21 protein-coding genes and 1 tRNA gene are annotated in these 24,260 nt (G+C 64.3%); 15 read left to right on the forward strand and 7 right to left on the reverse strand.

Annotated features, from left to right (window positions below; translation table 11 throughout):
- The first annotated feature begins 18 nt into the window (after nt 1-18).
- From E4K09_RS13385 to gltX, 4 genes are all read left to right on the forward strand, one after another.
- The gene (locus E4K09_RS13385; protein WP_134497756.1) at nt 19-378 is read left to right on the forward strand and encodes a hypothetical protein; all 360 of its coding nucleotides are present in this window, start codon (nt 19-21) and stop codon (nt 376-378) included.
- Between the two features lie 133 nt (nt 379-511).
- Entirely contained in the window at nt 512-1,897 is a 1,386-nt protein-coding gene (locus tag E4K09_RS13390) for a class II 3-deoxy-7-phosphoheptulonate synthase (protein WP_134497759.1), read from the forward strand.
- 381 nt (nt 1,898-2,278) lie between these two features.
- The gene (locus tag E4K09_RS13395) at nt 2,279-4,012 is read left to right on the forward strand and encodes an NAD+ synthase (protein ID WP_134497761.1); all 1,734 of its coding nucleotides are present in this window, start codon (nt 2,279-2,281) and stop codon (nt 4,010-4,012) included.
- A 212-nt stretch (nt 4,013-4,224) separates the two neighbouring features.
- Nucleotides 4,225-5,565: a glutamate--tRNA ligase gene (gene gltX, locus E4K09_RS13400; protein WP_134497763.1), complete on the forward strand. Its 1,341-nt coding sequence runs from the start codon at nt 4,225-4,227 to the stop codon at nt 5,563-5,565.
- 122 nt (nt 5,566-5,687) lie between these two features.
- Here gltX and E4K09_RS13405 read toward each other — a convergent pair whose 3' ends face one another.
- The 3 genes from E4K09_RS13405 to E4K09_RS13415 form a co-directional block, all read right to left on the reverse strand.
- Complete coding sequence (locus E4K09_RS13405) at nt 5,688-6,449, reverse strand: ABC transporter permease (RefSeq protein WP_134497765.1); 762 nt, start codon at nt 6,447-6,449, stop codon at nt 5,688-5,690.
- The gene (locus E4K09_RS13410; RefSeq protein ID WP_134497767.1) at nt 6,446-7,417 is read right to left on the reverse strand and encodes an ABC transporter ATP-binding protein; all 972 of its coding nucleotides are present in this window, start codon (nt 7,415-7,417) and stop codon (nt 6,446-6,448) included. Before E4K09_RS13410 ends, E4K09_RS13405 begins: the two co-directional genes overlap by 4 nt.
- Before the next feature lie 216 nt (nt 7,418-7,633).
- Complete coding sequence (locus E4K09_RS13415; RefSeq protein ID WP_134497769.1) at nt 7,634-8,758, reverse strand: DUF2865 domain-containing protein; 1,125 nt, start codon at nt 8,756-8,758, stop codon at nt 7,634-7,636.
- Nucleotides 8,759-8,996: 238 nt separating this feature from the next.
- On the opposite strand from E4K09_RS13415, the gene E4K09_RS13420 reads away from it, so the two are divergent.
- Nucleotides 8,997-9,503 carry a CreA family protein gene (locus E4K09_RS13420; RefSeq protein WP_134497771.1) on the forward strand — a complete coding sequence of 169 codons (507 nt, stop codon included), beginning with the start codon at nt 8,997-8,999 and terminating at the stop codon, nt 9,501-9,503.
- A 139-nt stretch (nt 9,504-9,642) separates the two neighbouring features.
- On the opposite strand, the gene E4K09_RS13425 is transcribed toward E4K09_RS13420, so the two are convergent.
- Nucleotides 9,643-9,969, reverse strand: a complete 327-nt coding sequence (locus tag E4K09_RS13425; RefSeq protein ID WP_134497773.1) for a hypothetical protein — start codon at nt 9,967-9,969, stop codon at nt 9,643-9,645.
- Between the two features lie 293 nt (nt 9,970-10,262).
- On the opposite strand from E4K09_RS13425, the gene cysS reads away from it, so the two are divergent.
- The 3 genes from cysS (at nt 10,263) to cimA (ending at nt 13,970) form a co-directional block, all read left to right on the forward strand.
- Complete coding sequence (gene cysS / locus E4K09_RS13430; RefSeq protein ID WP_134497775.1) at nt 10,263-11,732, forward strand: cysteine--tRNA ligase; 1,470 nt, start codon at nt 10,263-10,265, stop codon at nt 11,730-11,732.
- Between the two features lie 136 nt (nt 11,733-11,868).
- A complete protein-coding gene (locus E4K09_RS13435; protein ID WP_134497777.1) occupies nt 11,869-12,378 on the forward strand; it encodes a GNAT family N-acetyltransferase in 510 nt (169 codons plus the stop codon).
- Nucleotides 12,375-13,970, forward strand: coding sequence for a citramalate synthase (gene cimA / locus E4K09_RS13440; RefSeq protein WP_134497779.1), 1,596 nt, complete (start codon nt 12,375-12,377; stop codon nt 13,968-13,970). The genes E4K09_RS13435 and cimA overlap by 4 nt, the downstream gene beginning before the upstream one ends.
- A 102-nt stretch (nt 13,971-14,072) precedes the next feature.
- On the opposite strand, the gene E4K09_RS13445 is transcribed toward cimA, so the two are convergent.
- Complete coding sequence (locus E4K09_RS13445) at nt 14,073-14,681, reverse strand: LOG family protein (protein ID WP_134497781.1); 609 nt, start codon at nt 14,679-14,681, stop codon at nt 14,073-14,075.
- A 128-nt stretch (nt 14,682-14,809) separates the two neighbouring features.
- Here E4K09_RS13445 and E4K09_RS13450 point away from each other — a divergent pair, with 128 nt between their 5' ends.
- From E4K09_RS13450 to E4K09_RS13480, 7 genes are all read left to right on the forward strand, one after another.
- Nucleotides 14,810-16,093 (forward strand): LysM peptidoglycan-binding domain-containing protein, encoded by a 1,284-nt coding sequence (locus E4K09_RS13450; RefSeq protein ID WP_166802299.1) that lies wholly within the window; start codon nt 14,810-14,812, stop codon nt 16,091-16,093.
- A gap of 89 nt (nt 16,094-16,182) precedes the next feature.
- Nucleotides 16,183-18,120 carry an ABCB family ABC transporter ATP-binding protein/permease gene (locus E4K09_RS13455; protein WP_134497784.1) on the forward strand — a complete coding sequence of 646 codons (1,938 nt, stop codon included), beginning with the start codon at nt 16,183-16,185 and terminating at the stop codon, nt 18,118-18,120.
- A 156-nt stretch (nt 18,121-18,276) separates the two neighbouring features.
- A complete protein-coding gene (locus E4K09_RS13460) occupies nt 18,277-18,978 on the forward strand; it encodes a phosphatidylserine decarboxylase (protein WP_134497786.1) in 702 nt (233 codons plus the stop codon).
- 273 nt (nt 18,979-19,251) lie between these two features.
- Nucleotides 19,252-20,106, forward strand: a complete 855-nt coding sequence (gene pssA / locus E4K09_RS13465; protein ID WP_134497788.1) for a CDP-diacylglycerol--serine O-phosphatidyltransferase — start codon at nt 19,252-19,254, stop codon at nt 20,104-20,106.
- A gap of 101 nt (nt 20,107-20,207) precedes the next feature.
- Complete coding sequence (locus E4K09_RS13470) at nt 20,208-20,858, forward strand: Maf-like protein (protein ID WP_134497790.1); 651 nt, start codon at nt 20,208-20,210, stop codon at nt 20,856-20,858.
- A gap of 19 nt (nt 20,859-20,877) precedes the next feature.
- Nucleotides 20,878-21,081, forward strand: coding sequence for a DNA gyrase inhibitor YacG (yacG, locus tag E4K09_RS13475; RefSeq protein WP_134497792.1), 204 nt, complete (start codon nt 20,878-20,880; stop codon nt 21,079-21,081).
- Nucleotides 21,082-21,178: 97 nt separating this feature from the next.
- Nucleotides 21,179-21,254, forward strand: a tRNA-Phe gene (locus E4K09_RS13480).
- Between the two features lie 57 nt (nt 21,255-21,311).
- Here the strand turns inward: E4K09_RS13480 and E4K09_RS13485 are convergent.
- Both E4K09_RS13485 and E4K09_RS13490 read right to left on the reverse strand, forming a co-directional pair.
- Nucleotides 21,312-22,337, reverse strand: a complete 1,026-nt coding sequence (locus E4K09_RS13485; protein ID WP_134497794.1) for a tyrosine-type recombinase/integrase — start codon at nt 22,335-22,337, stop codon at nt 21,312-21,314.
- A 735-nt stretch (nt 22,338-23,072) separates the two neighbouring features.
- Nucleotides 23,073-24,158: a toll/interleukin-1 receptor domain-containing protein gene (locus E4K09_RS13490; RefSeq protein WP_134497796.1), complete on the reverse strand. Its 1,086-nt coding sequence runs from the start codon at nt 24,156-24,158 to the stop codon at nt 23,073-23,075.
- Nucleotides 24,159-24,260: the final 102 nt, after the last annotated feature.

A 24,260-nucleotide genomic window follows, 5' to 3' on the forward strand; every position in this document is an offset into this window, starting at 1 on the left:
CCATCCGGAGGGTAGGGCATGCGCATCGGGTTCATCCTCGCGAACGCCGTGGCGCTGCTGTTCTGCCTTACCGTCTTGGCTCTTTTCGTGGCGCTCGTCGCGCTGGTCGGCTTTCTCGGAGCCCTGGTGACGGGGCTCGCCGTCCTCGTGATCGCCTACACTGTCGAGCTCGAGGATGGATCGGCCATCGGATCGGGCTGGACGCCCGATCTCTATGCGTCTCAGCGGATCGAGCGGCCCAAAAGCCCTGAAGAGCGCGAGGCGCGGCACGCCGAGCGGGTCCGGAACCTGGCCTATCTCGGCATCGCCAAGCATGTGGGCGCTGCCCTGACGGTGATCGGAGCTTTGGGCTTTTTCTTCGTTCAGCTACAGCCTTGAGGCCTCGGGAAGCGAAACTGATCGGCGCGTCACCTCTCCGCACTCGCCTTTTTGTTTATGTCGTGTATAGGTGCCCTTTCGTGCCGCTTGTTGCGGTGAACGAGGGGATACGAACGACACGGGGGTATGTGTCATGACTGAGCGGTGGACGCCCGACAGCTGGAGAAACAAGCCGATCCAGCAGGTTCCGGCCTTTCCGGACCCGGAGGCGCTTGAAAGCGTGGAGCAGCAGCTCGCAGGCTTTCCCCCGCTCGTTTTTGCAGGCGAGGCGCGGAAGCTGAAGCGCGAACTGGCGAAGGTGGCCAAGGGGGAGGCTTTCCTGCTCCAGGGCGGCGACTGCGCCGAGAGCTTCGCCGAGCACTCCGCCGACAACATCCGCGATTTCTTCCGCCTGTTCCTCCAGATGGCGGTCGTGCTCACCTATGCGGGCGGCTCGCCCGTGGTGAAGATCGGCCGCGTGGCCGGCCAGTTCGCCAAGCCGCGCTCGTCCGCGACCGAGACCATCGACGGGGTCGAGCTGCCGAGCTACCGGGGCGACATCATCAGCGACATCGCCTTCACGCCCGAGGCCCGCACGCCCGATCCGCGCCGCCAGCTCATGGCCTACCGCCAATCGGCCGCGACCCTCAACCTGATCCGCGCCTTCGCCACCGGCGGCTACGCCAACCTCGAGAACGCCCATCGCTGGATGCTGGGCTTCGTGAAGGATTCGCCGCAATCCTCGCGCTACAGCGAGCTCGCCGAGCGGATCACCGAGAGCATCAACTTCATGCGCGCCATCGGCATCGATCCCGAGACGCATCCCGAGATGCGCTCCACGGATTTCTACACCAGCCACGAGGCGCTGCTGCTCGGCTACGAGGAGGCGATGACCCGCGTGGATTCCACCACCGGCGACTGGTACGCCACTTCCGGCCACATGGTCTGGATCGGCGACCGCACCCGACAGGTCGATCATGCCCATGTGGAATACATGCGCGGCATCAAGAACCCGATCGGCCTCAAATGCGGTCCGTCGCTGACGGCGGACGGGCTCCTCAGGCTCATCGACACCCTCAACCCCGAGGACGAGGCGGGCCGCCTCACCCTGATCTGCCGCTTCGGCGCGGACAAGGTGGCCGATCACCTGCCGGGCCTGATCCGCGCGGTGAAGAAGGAAGGCCGCACGGTGGTGTGGTCCTGCGACCCGATGCACGGCAACACGATCAAGGCTGCCTCCGGCTACAAGACGCGCCCCTTCGAGCGCGTCATGGGCGAGGTGCGGGACTTCTTCGCCATCCACCAGGCCGAAGGCACGCATGCCGGCGGCATCCACCTGGAGATGACCGGCAAGAACGTGACGGAATGCACCGGCGGCGCCCGCGCCCTCACCGATGCGGACCTCTCCGACCGCTATCACACCTATTGCGATCCGCGCCTCAACGCGGAGCAGGCGCTCGAAATCGCGTTCCTGACCTCGGAACTGATCAAGCGCGAGCGGCAGTCCCGGGAGCGCCCGGCCGCTCTGGCGGCTGAGTAAAAGCAAAGCAAAGGGGCGCCGGAAGCGCCCCTTTTACTTTCACGGGTGAGTGCTTCTTCAGTTGAAGGCTCAGCTCAGCCAGCCCATGAAGAAGAGAATGAGAATGATCGGCAGAGGAATGCCGATCAGCCAAAGCAAACCGCCCTTCAGCATGATTGTCTCCATTGTTCAATTCGTGTGATGACAACGACCTGGACTGTACTGGGTTCCAAGAACCATCAGGCGTGCCCCGTGCTCCATCGTCATTCCCGCCTCTCGCCATGGCCGGACCTGATCCGGCCATGGCGAGAGGCGGCGCTGTGACGTGGGAGACCGTTGCAGAGGGATCGTCCGGCCTTTGCATTGCTGCGTCCGGCACGGCGCGCTAGTTTCGCAGGCGTCATGGCTCAGAACACGCTCAAGATCGCGCTCGCGCAGCTCAATCCCATCGTCGGCGACGTGGCCGGCAACGAGCAGAAGGCTCGCCACGCCCGGGCCGAGGCGGCCCGGATGGGCGCCGATCTCGTCATGTTCGCCGAGCAGTTCCTCGCGGGTTATCCCGCCGAGGATCTGGTGCTCAAGCCCGCCTTCCAGGACGCATGCCGCGCCGCCCTCGAACGCCTGGCGCGGGAGACGGCCGATGGCGGACCGGGCATGCTCATCGGCCTGCCGTGGCGCGACGGCGACGGGCTCTACAACGCCTATGCGCTCCTCGACGGCGGCGCGATCACCGTGCGCACCAAGGTGGACCTGCCGAACTACGACGTCTTCGACGAGAAGCGCATTTTCGACCCCGGCCCCTTGCCGGGACCGGTGAATTTCCGCGGCATCCGCATCGGCATCCCGGTCTGCGAGGATATCTGGACGGGCGACGTGGTCGAGTGCCTGGCCGAGACCGGCGCCGAACTGCTCCTGGTGCCGAACGGTTCGCCCTATCACCGTGGCAAGACGGAGGAGCGCTTCAACATCGCGGCCGCCCGCGTCACCGAGAGCGGCCTGCCGCTCGTCTACCTCAACCAGGTCGGCGGCCAGGACGAGCTGGTCTTCGACGGCGCCTCGTTCATCCTCAACGCGGATTGTTCGCTCGCGGGCCAGCTGCCGGCCTTCGAGGAGGCCGTCGCCTTGACCGAATGGGACAAGGGGGAGGAGGGCTGGGTCTGCCGCAGGGCGCCGATGGTCACCATCGAGGAAGACGCGCAAGCCGATTACGCCGCCTGCGTTCTCGGCCTGCGCGACTACGTGGAGAAGAACCGTTTTCCCGGCGTGGTGCTGGGCCTCTCCGGCGGCATCGATTCCGCCCTCTGCGCCGCCATGGCGGTCGACGCGCTCGGACCCGAGCGGGTGCATTGCGTGATGCTGCCCTATCGCTACACGTCGTCCGAGTCCCTGAGGGACGCGGAGGATTGCGCCACGGCGCTCGGCGTGCGCTACGACATCCTGCCCATCGCCGAGCCGGTGGAGGGTTTCGAGGCCGCGCTCCAGCCCCTCTTCGCGGGCCGGGAACGCGACATCACCGAGGAGAACCTCCAGAGCCGTGCCCGCGGCACCCTCCTCATGGCCATCTCGAACAAGTTCGGCGCCATGGTGGTGACCACGGGCAACAAGTCCGAGATGTCGGTGGGCTATGCCACGATCTACGGCGACATGAACGGCGGCTTCAACCCCATCAAGGACCTCTACAAGATGGAGGTCTTCTCCCTGTCCGCGCTGCGCAACCGCTGGAAACCGAAGGGCGCTCTTGGGCCGGACGGCGTCGTGATTCCCGAAAACATCCTCACCAAGGCCCCCACGGCGGAGCTGCGCGAGAACCAGCGGGACCAGGATTCCCTGCCGCCCTACGAGGAGCTCGACGAAATCCTGCGCGGCCTCGTGGAGGAGGAGCTTCGCGTCTCCGACATCGTGGCCAGGGGCTATGACCTCGACGTGGTGAAGAAGGTGGAGCGGCTTCTCTACATCGCCGAATACAAGCGCCGCCAGTCGGCGCCGGGCGTGAAGGTGACGCGCAAGAATTTCGGCCGCGACCGGCGCTACCCCATCGTGAACGGCTTCCGGGATCAGGGGCTCGCCGCCCACGTCAAGGACGAGGCGCTGGAGCGCGCCATCGGCAAGCCGCGGATGGGGTCGCTGGATACGTGAGCCACGCGCCACGTCATCACCGTCCCACGTCGTCACCGGCCCTGTGCCGGTGATCCCGATCCATCGGGGCGCCGCGCCTCTCCGTAACGGGATGGCCGGGACAAGCCCGGCCATGACGAGGGGGGCGTGCCTCAGGGCTCGGAACGACGCCGCCGTTCAAATCGAGCCCGTGGCCCCTTGCGCGGCCGCACGCCCTTCGTCATACCGTTCCCATGTCCAAGCCCATCGTTCGCTTCGCCCCGTCTCCGACCGGGCACATCCATATCGGCAATACCCGCGTGGCCCTGCTCAACGCGCTTTTCGCGCGTCGCGAGGGGGGCACCTTCATCCTACGCTTCGACGACACGGATCTCGCGCGCTCGAAGCAGGAATACGCGGATTCGATCTCGGCCGATCTCGCATGGCTGGGCATCCCGCCGGACGTGACGGTGCGCCAGTCGGAGCGTTTCGCGCTCTATGACGCCGCCGCCGAGCGGCTGAAGGACATGGGCCGCCTCTATGCCTGTTACGAAACGCCCGAGGAGCTGGAGTTTCGCCGCAAGCGCCAGCTCGCCCGCGGCCTGCCCCCGATCTATGACCGCGCCGCCCTGAAGCTGACGGACGAGGAACGCGCCAAGCTCGAGGCCGAGGGGCGCAAGCCCCATTGGCGCTTCCGCCTCGATCACACGAACGTCGCTTGGAACGACCTCGTGCGTGGCGAGTGCCACGTGGATTGCGGTTCGCTCTCCGATCCGGTGCTGGTGCGCGAGGACGGCACCTATCTCTATACGCTTCCCTCGGTGGTCGACGACATCGACCTCAAGATCACGCATGTGATCCGCGGCGAGGACCATGTCACCAACACGGCGGTGCAGATCCAGATCTTCGAGGCGCTCGGCGCGGCCGTTCCCACGTTCGCCCACCACAGCCTACTGATCACGGCGAGCGGCGAGGGGCTCTCCAAGCGCCTCGGCCATCTCTCGGTGAAGGGCCTGCGCGATGCGGGGCTCGAGCCGCAGGCGGTGGCCTCGCTCGCGGTGCTGGTCGGCTCCGCGGAGGCCGTGCGTCCGGTCCCCGATCTCGGCGAGCTCGCGGGGCTCATCGACTTCTCGCACATCTCCCGCGCGCCCGCGAAGTTCGACGAGAGCGAGCTGGAGCACCTCAACGCGCGCCTCATCCACGAGATGCCCTATGAGGCCGTGCGCGGGCGTCTTGAGGGACTATACGCGGATCTGGGCGAAGCCTTCTGGAACGCGGTGCGCGGCAATCTCACCAAAGTGCGCGACGCGGCGGAGTGGGCAAGCGTCGTGCGCGGCCCGGTGACGCCCGTGATCGACGATCGCGCCTTCATCGATGCGGCCATCGAAGCGCTGCCGGCGGCGCCCTGGGACACCACCACCTGGAAGGCCTGGACCGAGGCCGTGAAGACGAAGACCGGCGTGAAGGGCAAGGCCCTGTTCATGCCCTTGCGCCTCGCGCTCACCGGCCTCGACCATGGCCCGGAGCTCGGAAACCTGCTGCCGCTCATCGGCCCCGAGCGCGCCAGGGCGCGGCTGTCGGGCCAGGCGGCGTAAAGACCGGAGACCCTCTTCGTCATGGCCGGGCTCGTCCCGGCCATCTCGCGTTGAGGGGTGCTACGCCTCAGGAAATCGGGATCACCGGCCCGAGGCCGGTGATGACGTGAGCGCGGTTGGTCTCACGCCTTGATCCGGTAGCCCGTGCGGAAGATCCACCAGATCGCCGCGAGGCAGGCCAGCATGAACACGAGCGTCATGGCGAGGCTGACACCCACGTCCACGTCCGCGACGCCGTAGAAGCTCCAGCGGAATCCGCTCACCAGATAGACGACGGGGTTGAACAAGGCGACCTTCTGCCAGAAGGGCGGCAGCATGTTGATGGAATAGAAGCTGCCGCCGAGAAAGGCGAGCGGCGTCACGATCATCAGCGGGACCACCTGGAGCTTCTGGAAGCTGTCGGCCCACACGCCGATGATGAAGCCGAAGAGGCTGAAGGTGACGGAGGTGAGCACCAGGAAGGCGATCATCCAGACCGGATGCTGAATCGAGAAATCCACGAAGAGCCGCGCGGTGATCAGGATGATCGTGCCGATGATCACCGATTTGGTGGCGGCGGCCCCCACATAGCCGATCACCGTCTCGATGGCGGAGATCGGGGCGGAGAGGATCTCGTAGATCGTGCCCGTGAATTTCGGCATGTAGATGCCGAAGGACGCGTTGGAGATGCTCTCCGTCAGGAGCGAGAGCATAATCAGGCCCGGCACGATGAACGCGCCGTAGCTCACGCCGTCGATATTGGCCATGTGCGAGCCGATGGCCGAGCCGAACACGATGAAGTAGAGCGACGTCGAGAGAACCGGCGAGGCGATGCTCTGCATCAGCGTGCGCCAGGTGCGCGCCATTTCGAAGAGATAGATGGCCTTGATGCCGTAGACGTTCACGGGCGCCCCCTCACCAGGCTGACGAAGATGTCCTCCAGCGACGACTCGGAGGTGCGCAGATCCTTGAAGTCGATGCCGTGCTCGTTGAGCCGGCGCAGGAGCGTGGCGATGCCGGTCTCCTCGCTCTGGGCGTCGAAGGTGTAGATCAGGTCCGCGCCGTCGGCGGAAAGCTGCAGGTTCTCGGATTCCAGCGTGGCGGGCAGGGCTGCGAGCGGGGTCTGCAGGTGCAGGGTCAGCTGCTTCTTGCCGAGCTTCTGCATCAGAACGTGCTTGTCCTCGACCAGGATGATCTCGCCCTTGTTAATCACCCCGATCCGGTCGGCCATCTCCTCCGCTTCCTCGATGTAATGGGTGGTGAGGATGATCGTGACGCCGCTCTCGCGAAGCCCGCGCACCATGGTCCACATGTCCCGCCGCAGCTCGACGTCGACGCCAGCCGTCGGCTCGTCGAGGAACAGGATCTTCGGCTCGTGCGACAGGGCCTTGGCGATCATGACGCGGCGCTTCATGCCGCCGGACAGGGCCATGATCTTCGAGTCCTTCTTCTCCCACAGGGAGAGGTCCTTGAGGATCTTCTCGATATGGGCGGGGTTCGCGGGCTTGCCGAAGAGGCCGCGGCTGAAGCTCACCGTCGCCCACACGCTCTCGAAGGCGTCGGTGGTCAGCTCCTGCGGGACGAGCCCGATCTTGGTGCGGGCCGGGCGGAAGTCGCGGATGATGTCGTGGCCGTCCGCCGTCACCGTGCCGGTGCTTGGATTGACGATGCCGCAGATGATGCTGATGAGGGTCGTCTTGCCGGCGCCGTTGGGCCCCAGCAGCGCGAAGATCTCGCCCCGGCGGATCTCCAGGTCGACGTTGCGCAGGGCCTGGAAGCCCGACGCATAGGTTTTCGAAAGGCCGGAGACCGAGATGATCGGGTCCGACGCGCCGGAGGCATCCGGGATTTGCGTGTGATCGAGGGGTTTCATGACGCGCTAGATAGCACGAAAAGCGCGACGGGAACCCTGTCCCTTCCTCTTTGATGAGGATGGAGCCTCCAACCCGTCATCGCCTCTCCTCCGTCATCCCCGGACGTGGCTTGGGAATCCCTATCTTCCATCTCTATCGCAACAAGACGTGGATGGCCGGGACGAGCCCGGCCATGACGCAGGAGGATGGGGCTGAAGGGCTCGGGAAGAGCCGGATCAGTTCTGCGGATTCGGAACCGGAATGAGGTTGGGGGCGATCACGCGCACGGTTCTTTTCTGGCCGTTGCCGGCGGCGACTTCCTGCCGGTTGCCCTCGTTCTCCCCGACGACACGGGTGCTTTCGATCGATTGCGGGCCGATACCGGAGGATTCCTTGCTCGCGGTCGGAGCGGAGGCGGCGCTCTCGGCCGCGGCCTTCTCTTCCTCGTCCGCCTTCTTCTCAGCCGCCTTGCGGGCCTGCACGGCCTTCGGACGCGACATCTCCTCCGCCTTTTCGGCGGTCACGATCACGTCGCCCTTGCGCTGCGACAGCATGCTCTCGGCCTTGCGCAGCACCACAGCCCAGCTTTCGTTCGGCCGCTTGCAGGAGCAGCTCTCGTCGAAGCTCTTGCGGAACTTGAAGGCGTTGGCGAGCGACGTATAGGGTCGGTCGCTCGACAGGGAGACCGCCCGGTTGAGGCCCTCGTCGCCGCCCGGATAGGCATAAGCCGCCGTTTCGGTGCCGGGGCAGAGGGCCTGGCACATCTCGTCGGCGCTCTGCTGGCCGCCGGGCGGGGAGGTGAGCGGGAAGAACGAGCCGTCACAGGTCTTCACGCAGATCAGGCGGCCGCCGCCCAGGGCGCGCGGCCCTTCGTCGGCGATGATCGGCTGGCCTTCCGGCATGACCTCCTGCTGCTGCTGACCGCGGGGCGGGCCGAAGAGCGATTCGAAGAAGCCACGGGGCTGCTCGGCGGAGCAAGTCTGCTGCACGGCCGCCTGGAGCTGCCGGCGGCGGACGTCCACCTCGGCCGGATCGACCGCCTGGGCGGCCAGGCGGGCATAGCCGGCTTCGAGCTGACGGATCTGGGCCGCGATGGAGCCGCACTGGGCCGGGGCGGGGCCGGTCAGAAAGCCCAGGGGGCCGCGCTCACAGCCGATGGAGTTGTAATACCGGACGAGGCGGTTGATCTCCGCCCGCTGGGCCTGCATCTGCCCGGTCGGCGCTCCGCCCCCGTTGCGCTCGAGATTCGCCAATTCCGCGCGGAAGCGCTGGCACTCGGCCGATTGGGCGAAGGCGGCCTGTCCGGCGGCCAGGAACGCCGTCATGGCGAGGAGGAGGCGGAGGAGGAATGTCTTTGTCATCAAGCTGATCGCAGAACGCAGGTCCGATACGGCGCCATGGCCAGAGCCTGGTCATGTGACGCCGGAATGGGGCCCTATTGTGATTACCGCCTCGCGAGCCTCCGGTGAGGGCGCAGGACAGCATATCCATGTACCCTCATCCGGCGTCGGGAGCAAATAAGGTTGCGAGAGCCTTGCAAGAGTCTCGCCAAAGCCGGGCGGCATCCCCACATGCAGCGTAACTTAGGAGAGAACGGGAATGCTTGCTCGAATCGCCCTGGTCCTCGCTCTGGTGCTGGGGAGCGCCACCGGCGCCGCGGCCCAGGAGCCGGATCTGATCTTCAAGAAATCCACGGTGTGGCGTGCCCTGACGCCCGACGACAAGCTCGCCGTCTACGGGATCGACGACCCGCTCGTGGAGGGTGTGGCCTGCCATTACACGACGCCGGAGCGTGGCGGCATTTCCGGGACCTTCGGGGTCGCCGAAGAGGTGTCGGACATCTCGCTCTCCTGCCGCCAGATTGGACCGGTGAGGTTCAAGCAGCGGTTCGGGCAGGGCGACGTGGTGTTCAGCGAACGCCGCTCGCTGATCTTCAAGAAGATGCAGATCGTGCGCGGCTGCGACGCGAAGCGCAATACGCTGGTCTACATGGTTTATTCGGACCGGCCGATCGAGGGCTCGCCCAAGAACTCGACCTCCACCGTTCCCTTGATGCCCTGGGGCACCGAGGCCCCGGCCAAATGCGGCGACTGGCTGAACAAGTGATCGTCTTTGGCGCGGTGGCCGTTCCATCCGCCGTCATGCCCGGCGCTTTAAGCCGGGCATGCACGTCCTTGATACGCTGCGGGTCCCATAACGTGAATGGCCGCAGCGGGTGCGGCCATGACGGTTAAGGTATGAAAGTTCAGTTCGAGCAGGTGATCGAGACCGGCCGGAGTTCGTCGTCCGTGACGGACGCCTTCTGGATGGAGCCCGTGATCTCCGTAGCCTGGATCTGCCGGAACGAAGTGGCCCGGGCATAGCCTTGAGACTCACACCAGGTGTTTGCCACAACTTGGCCACATGACTGGTTTGAGATCAGGCATTCCGCGACGCCGTAGCCATCGGCGGCGGGAACCAGGAAGGTGGCTTCGGTCGAGGAGGCCTGCGAGCCGTTCGGAAGCAGCGTCAGGGACGCGGCAGCAAAAAACACGGCTGTGCCCAACCCGAGCACGGCATATGCACGGCGCATAGAAAACCTCTTCGATTGAATACATGCTTTATTGTCACGGGGGCCCGTGAATAAAGGTCTAACGGATTTGGTAAAGACCCGTTTCTTGCATTCCTGCAAGCAAACTGTGCTCTCCAGCACGGGAACCTTGACGCCTGCCAGCTGACAGGGCATTGATTGTTTCATGAACACGGCAACGATCCTCATTTCCGGGATTATTTGCGGCTAGCGCACCACGCTGGCTGGAGCCGTCTCGTTCTCATTCTGGAATGAAACCAATCTCCGGCCTTGTGGCCTGACAGGGACTCGGTTTCATGGCGCCCCAGCTGAAGCTCTACAATACGCTCACCCGGTCGAAGGACGCGTTCGTCCCGATCGATCCGAAGAACGTGCGCATGTATGTCTGCGGCCCCACGGTCTACGACTACGCCCATATCGGCAACGCCCGCCCCATCATCGTCTTCGACCTTCTATTCCGTCTGTTGAGACAAATTTACGGTGCGGAAGCCGTGACGTATGTGCGTAACATCACCGATGTGGACGACAAGATTAACGCCCGCGCCGCCCGCGATTACCCAGGCCTGCCCCACAACGACGCCATCCGGGCGGTGACCCGGAAGACCGAGGAGCAGTTCCATGCGGATATCCGGGCGCTCGGCGTCCTCATGCCGGAGGATGTGAACCGCCCCGGCGAGCGGCCGAGATTCGTGGAGCCCAGGGCGACCGAGCATATCGACGAGATGCGCATGATCATCGAGCGCCTCGTCGAGAGGGGAGCCGCCTATGTGGCCGAGGAGCATGTGCTCTTCTCGGTTGCGGGCATGCAAAAGCTTTCGGGCGTGCCGCAATACGGCGCCTTCTCCAAGCGTTCCCTCGACGAGCTATTGTCCGGCGCCCGCGTTGACGTGGCGCCCTACAAGCGCGATCCCATGGATTTCGTGCTCTGGAAGCCTTCCGGTCCGCAGGATCCGGCCTGGCCGTCGCCCGCCGGCATCGCGACCCCGGGCCGTCCGGGCTGGCACATCGAGTGCTCCGCCATGGCCTGGAAACATCTGGTCCAGGCTTTCGAGACGCGGCTAGCCTGCAGCGATCCCACGGAGCGCGAGATCTTCGACATCCATGGCGGCGGCATCGACCTCGTGTTCCCGCACCACGAGAACGAGATCGCGCAGAGCTGCTGCGCGTTCCAGACGCCGCGCATGGCCAATGTCTGGATGCATAACGGCTTCCTGCAGGTGGAAGGCGAGAAGATGTCGAAGTCGCTCGGCAACTTCTTCACCATTCATGACCTCCTGAAGGACTGGCCGGGCGAGGTGCTGCGCTTCAACATGCTGCGCACCCATTATCGCCAACCGATCGACTGGACCGCCAAAGGGCTGGAGGAAAGCCAGAAGACCCTGGATCGCTGGTACGAGCTGGCAGGTCACGGCGAGGCGGCGCAGCTGTCCGAGCACATCGTCGAGGCTCTTGCCGACGACCTCAATACGCCGAAGATGCTGGCGGAACTCCATGCTCTCGACGGTCAGGGCGTCTATGACGAGCTTGGTGCGAACCTAAGGGCGATGGGGTTCCTGCTCGAAGGAGCGGAACGTTGGAAGGCCCGCAAGCAGGCCTCGCTCACCGTCGATCCTGCCGTGGTCGAAGCATTGATCGCCGCCCGCAAGGAAGCGCGCGCGGCGAAGAACTGGCCCGAGTCCGACCGCATTCGCGACGAACTCGCTGGGCTCAACGTGGTGGTGAAGGACAACAAGGACGGCACCACCACTTGGGAGGTCGCGCGATGAATGCTCTTTCTCCTCTCACCGTCATGCCCGGGCTTGTCCCGTGCATCCACGCCTTTATGGCGCGGCGGTTCCAAGACGTGGATGGCCGCAACGAGTGCGACCATGACCGCAATATGTCCGAGGGAAGGTGTTGCTGATGGGACAGGCCATGCCGAAACCGGGGCTCCGCCCCTTCCTTCCCGCCGACGTCCCGACCCTCGTCGAGATCTTCCAGGCGAGCATCGAGGAGCTGACGGGCGAGGATTACAGCGAGGCGCAGCAGGAAGCCTGGATGCTGCAGGCCGAGGAGGAGGACTTCGCCCAGAAGCTCACGAAGGATCTCACCCTTGTGGCGACGGTCGAAGGGGCGGCCGTCGGCTTCATCGCCCTCAAGGACAACGAGCTGATCGAGCTGTTCCATGTGCATCCGGCCGTCGCCGGGCAGGGGATCGGCACCATGCTCTACGATGCGGTCGAGAAGCTCGCGACGGCCCGCGGCGCGGCGCGCCTCGTCGCCGAGGTCAGCGATAACGCGCAGCCCTTCTTCCAGAAGCAGGGTTTCCAGCCTCAGCGCCGCAACACCCTCTCGCTCGGCGACGAGTGGCTCGGCACCACCACGATGGAGAAACGTCTCGCGCCGGCCGAGGACAGGAAGCTGTCGTCATGAGCCGGGAGCGCCTCTATCTCTTCGACACCACCCTGCGCGACGGGGCGCAGACCACCGGCGTCGATTTCTCGCTCGACGACAAGCGCGCCGTCGCGGCACTTCTCGACCGACTCGGCATCGATTACGTGGAAGGCGGCTATCCGGGGGCCAACCCCCTGGATACCGCCTTTTTTTCCGAGAAGCGCACGAAGAGCGCCAAATTCACCGCTTTCGGCATGACCAAGCGGGCAGGGCGCTCCGTGTCGAACGATCCCGGCATCTCGGCCCTCCTCGAGGCGCGGGCCGATGCGATTTGTTTCGTGGCGAAGTCCTGGGACTATCACGTGCGGGTGGCGCTCGAGACGACGCTGGAGGAGAATCTCGCCGGCATCCGGGACAGCGTCGAGGCCGCGCTCGCCAAGGGGCGCGAGGTGATCGTCGATTGCGAGCACTTCTTCGACGGCTACAAGGCCAATCCCGATTATGCGCTCGCCTGCGCGAAGACGGCCTATGAGGCCGGGGCGCGGTGGGTCGTGCTCTGCGACACCAACGGCGGCACGCTGCCTCACGAGGTGACGGAGATCGTGACGGCCGTGACGGCCGCCGTGCCAGGCGCGCAGGTGGGCATCCATGCCCATGACGATTGCGGCTGCGCCGTCGCGAATTCGCTTGCGGCGGTGGAAGCGGGGGCGCGGCACATCCAGGGCACGCTCAACGGCCTCGGCGAGCGCTGCGGCAACGCGAATCTCATCACGCTCATCGGCGCGCTGAAGCTGAAGGAGCTTTATGCCTCCCGCTTCGATCTCGGCGTCACGGAGGAAGCCCTGGGCGAGCTCACCCATGTCTCGCGACAGGTCGACGAGATCCTCAACCGCCAGCCCAATCGCCATGCGCCCTTCGTCGGCGCGAGCGCGTTCGCGACCAAGGCGGGCATCCATGCCTCCGCCGTCCTGAAGGACCCGCACACCTACGAGCATGTGGAGCCGGAGATCGTCGGCAACGCCCGCAAGGTTCTCGTCTCGGACCAGGGCGGGCAGTCGAACATCCTGGCGGAACTCAAGCGCTGCGGCTTTTCACTGGAGAAGGGTGATCCGCGCATCTCCCGCGTGCTCGACGAGGTGAAGCGCAAGGAGGCGGACGGCTTCGCGTTCGAAGGCGCGGATGCCTCCTTCTACGTGCTGGTCAAGCGCATGCTCGGCGAGGTCCCGGCCTTCTTCGAGGTGGAGCGCTTCTCGGTCAACGTGGAGCGCCGCTACAACGCGATGGGCGAGCTCGTCACCGCGTCGGAAGCCATCGTGAAGGTGCGCGTGGGCGACGAGGTTCTCATCTCCGCGGCCGAGGGCAATGGTCCCGTGAACGCGCTCGATGTGGCCCTGCGCAAGGATCTCGGCAAGTATCAGCACCTGATCAGGGATCTGGAGCTGGTGGATTATAAGGTGCGCATCTATCAGGGCGGATCGGATGCCGTGACCCGCGTTCTGATAGAGTTCACGGATGCCTCGGGCGAGCGCTGGACCACCATCGGCGTTTCCGCGAACATCATCGACGCCTCGTTTCAGGCGCTGACCGATTCCATGATCTACAAGCTCCTCAAGGCTGGAGCTGCGCTTTAGAGCATCGGGTTGATCCCAAAAGTGAAAAATCCACTTTTAGGTCCGATGCTTTAGCGGACATCCCGGGCGCCCTACATCTCCGACGGGACGCTGAGGGACGGGTCAGAACTTCGCCTCGATCAGATCCGCGTTCTCGACGATGCCGACGCGGCGGGCCGCGGCTTCGACCATCGGGATCACGTCCTCGACCTTCTCGGCCACGAGGTAGCTCAGTTCCAGACCTTCGCGAATGAAGCCCTGGTCGCGCATGTGAGCGAAGAGGGTGAGCAGCGGCTTCCAGAATCCCTTCGTGCTGAGCATCAGGATCGGCTTCGTGTGACGGCCGAGCTGCGCCCAGGTCATCTGCTCCACGAGTTCCTCCAGGGTTCCGATGCCGCCGGGAAGCGCCACAAAGGCGTCGGCCTTCTCGAACATCAGGCGTTTGCGGGTGTGCATGTCCGGCACGACGATGGTTTCCTGAACCTCGTCGAGGAGCTTCTCGCGCGACTTCAGGAAGTCCGGGATGATGCCCGTGACATAGCCGCCATGGTCGAGCACGGCCTGGGCGACCGTGCCCATCAGGCCCACATTGCCTCCACCATAGACAAGGTTGATTCCCTGCTCGGCCATGGCCCGGCCCAATGCCGCCGCATTGTCGGCGAAGACGGGATCGCCTCCGAAACCGGAGCCGCAGTAAACACAGATGGATTTGATAGGCTTGAGATCTGACATGAGCTCTTCGGGGAGGCGGGGAGCCTCCCGCGTTGTATCATAAAACATATAGATTCCCTTTATGGCCGTAGCCTTTTGAAATATAAACCGTTTAAATGCACGAAAGTGCCGCGGTAGAGAAAAAGCACATGGCGCAGGCGACAGAGATCAAAGGAACCATCGCGATCCTCGGCGCGGCAGCGGCCGGCGTCGTCGCGGTTCTTGTCGGTGCCCTCTACTGGGCATGGCCCAGCACACCTGACCTCCCGGGTTCCGCCGCGACGCCCCAGGCGGCTGTGCAGCAGCCCGCCCCGCAGCAGCAGCCGGCGGCCGAAGCGCCGCCCGCCAGGGCCGCGGAGCCGAAAGCCCCGGATACGAAGGCTGCCGAGGCTCCCCTGGTTCCGTCCTTCGACCTCGTGCGCGTGGAGCCCAACGGCGAAAGCGTCATCGCAGGCCGTGCCGCCGCGGGTGCGACCATCGAGCTTCTGCGAGGGGATCAGGTTCATGCCCGCGGCGTGGCCGATGCCTCGGGCCTGTTCGCCATCGTGCCTCCGGCCCTGCCGCCGGGCTCCCACCAGATCGTGCTGCAATCCATCGCGCCCGACGGCGTGCGCCAACGCTCGACCCAGAGCGTCACCGTGGTGATCGATATCGCCCAGAAGCGGCCGCTCGTCACCCTGACCACGCCGGATCAGCCGACCGTCGTCCTCTCCAATCCCGAGCCGCCGGAGCCGCAGGTCGCCCAGGCTGCGCCCGGGAAGCCCGAGGAGCCGGCAAAGGTCGCGGAGCCCGCTCAACCTGCTCAGCCGTCCCAGCCGCCCGCCGCTCCCGAGCCTGCGGCCCAGCCTGCGTCTCGGCCTGAGATCAAGATCGTGAGCGTCGAGGCCGAGGACGGAAAGCTCTTCGTATCCGGCCTCTCGGCGCCCGGCGCGACGGTCCGTCTCTATCTCAACGAAGCCCTGATCGCTCCCGGCGGAGCCGGCACCGACGGAAAGGTCTCGTTCTCGATCGGTTCGGGCGTCCGTCCGGGCGATTACCGCATCCGCCTCGACGATGTCGACCCGGTCTCCGGACAGGTGAAGTCCCGCGCCGAGGTCAGCTTCAACGTGCCCGTCCAGGTCGCCTCCGCTCGGCCGGAGGCGCCGGCCGCGCCAGCGCCGGCTGCGCCTCCTACCGCCGGGACCCAGCCGAGCGCGAGAGCCGGCATCGATGCTCAGGTTGCTGCGGCCGGAACGGTCGTGATCCCCAACATCAACACGGCGATCGTCTCCCGAGGCGACAATCTCTGGCGGATCAGCCAGCGCATCTACGGCCAAGGCTATCGCTATACCGTCATCTATGGGGCGAACCAGGATCAGATCCGCAATCCGGATCTGATCTATCCGGGGCAGGTTTTCGTGCTCCCCACCCACGACGAGCAGAAAACCAATTAGCCTGAACGGGGCTGCGGACTCGGGTGGGGTGAATTCCCGGCTCCGATCTCTTATATCGGGATCCGACAGTTCATTCGGATTCTCTGGTCATGCCTCCCACCACCTCGGTTCCCCCGACGAGCGCCGCCGTGCGCCAGCCCAATGGCTTGGTCGCAACCTGGACGAAGCTCTGGCCCTATCTCTGGCCGCAGGGGCGTCCCGATCTTCAGCGCCGGGTCTTCCTGGCCTTCGGCCTGCTCCTCGTCGCCAAGGGCGTCACCATGGTGACGCCGTTCGCCTTCAAATGGGCGACGGACGCCCTCGTTGCCGTCACGAGCAGCGGGAACCAGGCGACTGAGGCGGCGGCCTCCGCCGGCTCCTGGCTGTGGAAGTCGCCGATCCTGCTCACGATCATCTACGGCATCACCCGCATCCTCATGGCGGTGCTGACCCAGGTTCGCGACGGCCTCTTCGCCAAGGTGGCCATGCATGCGGTGCGCAACCTGGCGCTCCAGGCCTTCGAGCACATGCACCGCCTGTCCCTGCGCTTCCATCTCGAGCGCAAGACCGGCGGCCTGACCCGCGTGCTGGAGCGTGGCCGCGAGGGCATCGAGGAGCTCTCGCGCCTCGTCGTGCTCACGCTCGTCCCCACCATTTTCGAATTCGTGCTCGTGCTGGGCCTTCTCGCTTGGGAGTTCGACTGGGTCTATTCGTTCGTCGTCTTCGTGATGGTCGTCATCTATCTCGCCTATACCTACAAGGCGACCCAGTGGCGGATCGCAATCCGCAAGCAGATGAACGACTCCGACACGGACGCCAACACCAAGGCGGTTGATTCCCTGCTGAACTACGAGACGGTGAAGTATTTCGGTGCGGAGCAGCGGGAAACTGCGCGCTACGACCGCTCCATGGAGCGTTACGAGAAGGCCTCGACGCAAACCTACACGTCGCTGGCCGTGCTCAATGCCGGCCAGGCGGTGATCTTTTCCATCGGCATGGCCATCGTGATGGTGCTCGCCGCCCGGGACATCATGGCGGGACGGGTGTCGGTGGGCAGCTTCGTGCTGGTCAACGCCATGCTGGTTCAGCTCTACATCCCGCTGAACTTCATGGGCATGCTCTATCGCGAGATCAAGCAGGCGCTGATCGACATCGAGGACATGTTCGGCATCATCGAGCGCAACCCGGAGATCCAGGACAAGCCGGGCGCGAAGCCGCTCGAGGTGAGCCAGGCGGTCGTGCGCTTCGAGGACGTGCATTTCTCCTACATCCCGGAGCGTCCCATCCTGAAGGGCGTGACCTTCGAGGTGCCGGCGGGCCACACCGTCGCCATTGTCGGCCCCTCGGGGGCGGGCAAATCCACCATCTCGCGTCTGCTGTTCCGGTTCTACGAGCCCACAAGCGGTCGCATCCTCATCGACGGGCAGAATATCGCCGACGTCCAGCAGGCGAGCTTGCGCAAAGTCATCGGCATGGTCCCGCAGGACACCGTGCTGTTCAACGACACCATCGGCTACAACATCCAGTACGGCCGCTGGGACGCTACCCCGGAGGAGGTGAGGGAGGCCGCGCGCCTGGCCCAGATCGACCGCTTCATCGGCCTCCTGCCGGAGGGCTACGACACCCCCGTGGGCGAGCGCGGCCTGAAGCTCTCGGGCGGCGAGAAGCAGCGCGTGGCGATCGCCCGCACGATCCTCAAAAGCCCGCCGATCCTCGTGCTCGACGAGGCGACCTCGGCGCTGGACACCTTCACGGAGAAGGAGATTCAGGACGCCCTCGACCGGGTCAGCCGGGGCCGCACCACCCTGGTGATCGCCCATCGGCTATCCACCGTGATCGGAGCCGACGAGATCATCGTCCTCGATCACGGGCGCATCGTGGAGCGGGGCGATCACCCGAGCCTTCTGGCACTCGGCGGGGTCTACGCCTCCATGTGGAACCGCCAGCGTGAGGCCGACCGGGCCCGCGAGACCCTGAAGCGCGCGGAGGAGGAAGACCGGTCGGAAGACCGGCCCGAGGATCGGGCGGAGGCTCCTGCGGCAGGTTGACGGGAGCCTCGGCGCCTGCCATCCCCTCGCAAACTCAAGAGCTTGACCAAGTCTCTCCGAAACCTGATCAAGCTCTTGTTCCCCTATTGCCGCATGATCCGGGCGAACAATCGGCATCCAATTGTTCTGATCATGCTCTAGCAAGGCTTCAAGAGAATGACCGATATCCTGGAATCGATGCGCCGCATCTTCGTCCCGATCCACAAGGAGGGGTATCCCTTCATTCTGATCGCGCTGTTCGCGACCATCGTTCTGGCGTGGCTCTGGTCGCCGCTGGGCTGGATCGGCACCATCCTGACGGTGTGGGTCTGCTACTTCTTCCGCGACCCGCCGCGCGTGACCCCGATGCGCGAAGGTCTCGTCATCTCCCCGGCGGATGGGCGCGTGAACCTGATCACCACGGCGGTGCCCCCGGCGGAGCTCAGCCTGCCGCCCGAGCCGATGACCCGCATCTCGGTCTTCATGAACGTGTTCGATTGCCACGTGAACCGCTCGCCGGTGACGGGCCGGATCGAGCAAATCCTTTATACGCCAGGTCTTTTCCTCAATGCCGAGATCGACAAGGCGAGCGAGGACAACGAGCGGAACGCCCTCGTCATCGAGACGGCCGGCACCCGCATCGGCGTGGTCCAGATCGCGGGCCTCGTGGCGCGCCGGATCGTCTCCTTCGTGAAGGTGGGCGACAGCCTGAGCACGGGCGAGCGCTTCGGCCTCATCCGCTTCGGATCGCGCCTGGACATCTATGTGCCCATGAGTGCCCAGGTTCTCGTGGGGCTCGGCCAGACGGCGGTCGCCGGCGAGACGGTTCTGGCGGATCTGACCGCCAACGAACCTGCCCGCCAATACCGGATCGGCTGACCTCCGGCTGGTCTTCGGCCCGCCTGGGGAGAGCAGGTTGTCCCCTCCCGGGCCCCCTCGGACGGAACTGTCCACAGCCGTTTGCGCTTCTCTCCTGTTCTTCCCACGGCTCAGCTTGGCTTTTCGGTCGGGCTGGCCCCTCGCTTCCGAGGCTTTGGGGAGCCTCGAGCCCGGAGAGCCCCGCCAGCGACCCGTAGGGCCACGGTAGTGACCTGAAGGGCGCGTCAGCGAAATCCGGGTCCACTTTTCCGCGCGATGCGTTAGGTTCATGCCATGAGTGACCTTTTTCCCCCTTTCGCCCCGGATCCGAACGAACCGCGCAAGCGGCTTTTCAAGCCTGTTCCATTCCGGGTCATCGTTCCCAACATCATCACGCTGATCGCCCTGTGCCTCGGGCTCACCGCGATCAGGCTGGCCTTCGAGGGGCGCTATGAACCGGCGGTCGTCGCCATCGTGGTGGCGGCCCTGCTGGATGGGGTCGACGGACGGGTGGCGCGGCTCTTGAAGGGCACGTCACGCTTCGGCGCGGAGCTCGATTCCCTGGCGGATTTCGTCAATTTCGGCGTGACGCCCGCCCTCATTCTCTACAGCTTCCTGTTGAACGAGCTGAAGGCGATCGGGTGGATCGCCGTGCTGGTCTTCGCCATCGCGATGGTGCTGCGTCTGGCGCGCTTCAACGTGATGCTCGACGATCCGCACCGGCCCGAATGGAAGAAGAACTTCTTCACCGGCATGCCCGCTCCCGCCGGCGCACTCACCTCGATGCTGCCCCTCTATCTGTCGTTTCTGGGCTTCCCGGTTGGCCCTGCCGTCGCTCCCATCGTGCTCGTCTACCTGCTGGGGCTGGCTTTCCTGATGGTCTCCACGATCCCGGTCTATTCGGGCAAGACGATCGGCCTGAAGGTCCCGCGCCATTGGGTGCTGCCGATCTTCGTGCTGTCGGTGGCGGTTTTCGGGCTTCTGGTGAACTTTCCCTGGGAGATGCTGACCGGCATCACGGTTCTGTTCCTCGGCTCCATCCCGCTCAGCGTCATGCGATACCGGCAGCTCGAGCGGGCGGATACGCCCATGACCGCGTCCGCCCCCCAGCCCATGGCGCCGGGTGGGGAACCGCCGCCCGACGCTTGATTCAACCGTTGCCGGTGCCATCTTTCGACCGGGCGTAGCCTTAATCCCGAGAACCCAAAACATTGTATGGGCTCCTTGAGCCCTGGAGCGTGGAGATCAAAGTGGCGTCTTCTTCCGAGGTGTCGAATCCCAGCCGGCGTCCGAAGCTCGTTCTGGCGTCCGCCTCGCCCCGCAGGCTCGCCCTGCTGCAGCAGGGCGGGATCGAGCCCGATGCCCTTCTGCCGGCCGACGTGGACGAGACGCCCCTGAAGAATGAAGGACCCAAGGACCTCGCCAAGCGCCTAGCCCGCTCCAAGGCGGAGGTGGCCCGCAAGACCGCGCGCAACCGCGAGGACCTGAAGGACGCGTATATTCTCTCCGCCGATACGGTCGTGGTCGCAAGCGGGCGGATTCTGCCCAAGGCCGAGGTGGAAGAGGAGGCGGCCGGCTGCCTGCGCCTGCTGTCGGGCCGGGCGCACCGGGTCTACACCTCCGTGTGCCTCATCACGCCCAAGGATTCGATCCGCGAACGCCTCGTGGAAACCCGCGTGCGCTTCAAGCGTCTGTCCCGCGAGGAGTTCGAGCGCTATCTCGCGTCCCGCGAGTGGCACGGCAAGGCGGGCGGCTATGCCATTCAGGGGCTGGCCGGCACCTTCGTGGTGAAGCTGGTTGGCTCCTACACGAACGTGGTTGGCCTGCCCCTCTACGAAGCCGTGGCGCTGCTCGACGGCGAGGGGTTCCCCGTGCGCTCCACGTGGCTCAACGCTGCCTGATTCCGAAAAGGAGCGAGGCATGGACCCCGCCAACGAGAACAAGCCTCTGGCATCCGCCGGCAAATGCCCGATCTGCGGCAAGCCTGGAACGATGGAATACAAGCCCTTCTGCTCCAAACGTTGCGCGGATGTGGACCTGAACCGCTGGCTCTCAGGCACCTATGCCATTCCAGCGGTCGATGATCCCGAGGACCGAGACGACGCCACGGAAGAGAGCCAATAATTTTCTTTCGAATTTTCGCTTTCGGCGGCTGGACAGGCGGCAGAGGTCTGACTATACAACCGCTCACGACGCGCACGGCACTGGCCGCGCTTCGAATGCCCAGGTAGCTCAGTTGGTAGAGCATGCGACTGAAAATCGCAGTGTCGGTGGTTCGATTCCGCCCCTGGGCACCACTCCTCTAAAAAGTCCCTAAAAACATTGAGTTTCTCGCGAAATTCTCGCCACCGGGATCACTTCGCGAGCAAATGTGGGGGTCTTTTGTTCTCGCTTTCGCCCAGGTCGATCAGGTGCATCGCGTCGCCCGCGAGGCGTTTCTGACGCGCCTTCCTTGTGTAGTGCGATGCCTGCTTCGAAATCTTCCAGCCGAAGATCGCCATCAGCTCGAACTCGCTCGCGCCGTTTTCTGCCGCCAGGGTCGCGCCGGCCTTTCGAAGGCCGTGCGCTGAGCCGTGATGCAGCTCAGCCCCCCGGTAGCGCTTCTTGAACCAGTTGCCGAACCCGGTCACGAGGAACGTCAAGTTCTCCTTGGCTGATGGCGTGTCCTCGATCGTCTTCCACAACGCCCGCAGAACCGGGAGCTCGAGCGTGACCGGATTGCGGTTCTTGTTCTGGGGATAGCGCAGCCAACGCTCGATGGATCCATTTGGATGTCTAATCTCAGAGATGTGCTGCCGACCGAAAGCGGGAATGTCCGCGCGCCGGCCGCCTATGAACATCAGCAGCGCCAGGGCGAGCCAAGCCTTCGAACCTACGGGGTGTTTCTCCCTGAACTTCAGGACTTCCTCGGCCGTCCATGTATGGTGCCCCTCGGAGGCCGACCTGAAATAGGGGACATCCCGAGCTGGATTCGTCTTCACATGGTCAGCCTCGATCCCATAGACGAACACCTGCCGGATTGCCTTCACGCGGCCGTTCGCAGCCTCCGGAGTGTCAACCTTCCGGTCGCGCAGCGCTCGCACCGCCTGAGGCGAGAACTTCGACGGCGGGCAGTTGGCGAAAGTCGCCTCGGCACCAGGCTTCACCGACTCGTCGTAGGTGGCTTCGAGAATCTGGCGCCGCACATGCCGGGTCCGATCGCCCAGGCGCTTGAACTCGGCTGAAAGGAAGTACTGCTCGCAGAGCCAGCGCCAGGTGCCCTTGACGCTCGGCTGCCACTTCCCGGGCTCGGCCGGGGTGGCGGGTTCGGGGGCGCCGTTCAGTGCCCACTCATAGGCGCCCATGAAATCGGGTGTCCACAGGATGCCATGCAGGCGCACTTTTGGATCGCCCTTCCGCCTGCGGAAGTAGATCCCGATATTTCCAGATGCAGAGGTACGCCAAGGGCATGCTCGGCGCGGAAGACCGCTGCATCACCTACTTTCCAATCCTGCGCAAGAACAAGGGAAGACCAGAGAAGCATGAACGACAAGAACAACGCTCGGACCATGATCAGTCACCCACGTCACTATTTCGTCGAGCCAAAAAAGTACCAGATTGTATGTCGTGCGCAATCCGAATGTTCAAGGCAAACACTCGACGGGAATATCGTTCAACTTGCATTGAACATATTCTGCAAGAACTTTCGTGATTATGTGCGACTCCACTTAAGGGCTTAGGTATCTTCGAACCCTCTGAATAGGCCGTCCGTCCGGAGTAGCTCAAAGGCCAGTTTGCAAGTTCAGCCGTCTAGGCAGAGCCTGAAACGGCTGGGGACATCATCCACAGAGGTCTCGCCATGACCCCCTTGCTTCGATCAAGTGCGAATCTAGCAGGCATCCCTCTGGTTGCGGTCAAGCGGCTGTTCGGCAGCTTCTTGGCTATAGGCTGGATGGGCCAACAGATAGACCACGCCCCAACCTTTAGCTGGCACTATGACGACTGCGACTAGTCCAATGCGGCTCTCGCATTGCCATTGATAAAGCCGGGGATACTCTTGAACCCTAGCCGGAGGTCGGCAGCGACCCTTCGGTTAGGGCGTTCCTACTTCCGTCACGAGCGGATCTCACAAACGTTTATGGAACTGTGTCCGAAGTATTCGAGGTATCTGTTGCGCTCTGTGTTAGAAGTCTGTCGATGGCTCGGATCAAACGATCTACATGGACGGGGAAGTCAGGACCTCTGCCCAGTACGGCTGCTTGGCGGTGCAGGAGGCCTTGAAGCTTCTCAGGCAGCTGATCTGCCTGCGGCATGATCGCACCTTCTACCAGCACTGGAATGACCGGGATCTTACGCTGTAGCGCGGTCTCAACCTCGATGCGAACCCAGTCGCTCTCATCCATGATCCGCGGAGGCTTGCCTCTGCGCCTACCAATCCAGCGTGGCCCGATGATAGCAAGCAGAACGTTGCATCCGTTGAGGACCTCTTGGAGATGCTCGCGGAAGTCTATGCCTACTGGGATGCTATCAACGTCAATAAAGATACCCTCAGCTCCATAGCGCCGGGCCAGCCAGTCGTAGATTCGATCGGTAGTTATCGGTACGTCTTTTCGACGGTAGGAGAGGACGATCTTGAGGTTCGAACGCAACAAGGAATTGGCTTTCCCGAACGTTTGGTGATCGGATCGATCAAGCCTTTGTGTCTGACCGTCTCGAACCTCGGTCAGATTGTTGTCTTCAGGCATGACTTTAGACGACAATTTCTTGGGCAAGCTCACCTCATTTGGCTCTGCCCTGTCTAACTCTGCCCTGCCCAGCTCTGCCTTGGGTAAGACTTCCCCAGCCAGATTCGTCCCGCTGAGGTCCACCCCGTCCAGGTTCGCCCCGATCAGTTTCGCCTTGGTGAGGTCCGCCCCGATCAGTTTCGCCTTGGTGAGGTTCGCCCCGATCAGTTTCGCCCCGGTTAGATTCGCCCTGATCAATATCGCCCAGAGCAGGTCCGCCCCGGTTAGATTCGTCCAGAGTAGGTCCGCCCCAGTCAGGTTCACGTCGATTAGGTTCGCCCTAGTCAGGTCCGCCCCGCTCAGGTCCGCCTCAATTAGGTCCGCGCCAGCCAGATCCGCCCCGCTGAGGTCCGGCCGAACGAAAGGATTTTTGGTACGCCATACATTCCACGCCTCGACGCCCTTCCTAAGCCGGGCAACGTGCTTCTTGTTGGCCATACAAGCACTCCGGGTCCGAACCAGCCTATCCTGCGCTGAAGGCACTGGTTCGGCAATGGAGCCGCTGTTCGCTCATTCCCTCCCTCATCCAAAGCAAGGGGA

The organism is Microvirga pakistanensis (assembly GCF_004458765.1).
Taxonomy (GTDB): domain Bacteria; phylum Pseudomonadota; class Alphaproteobacteria; order Rhizobiales; family Beijerinckiaceae; genus Microvirga; species Microvirga pakistanensis.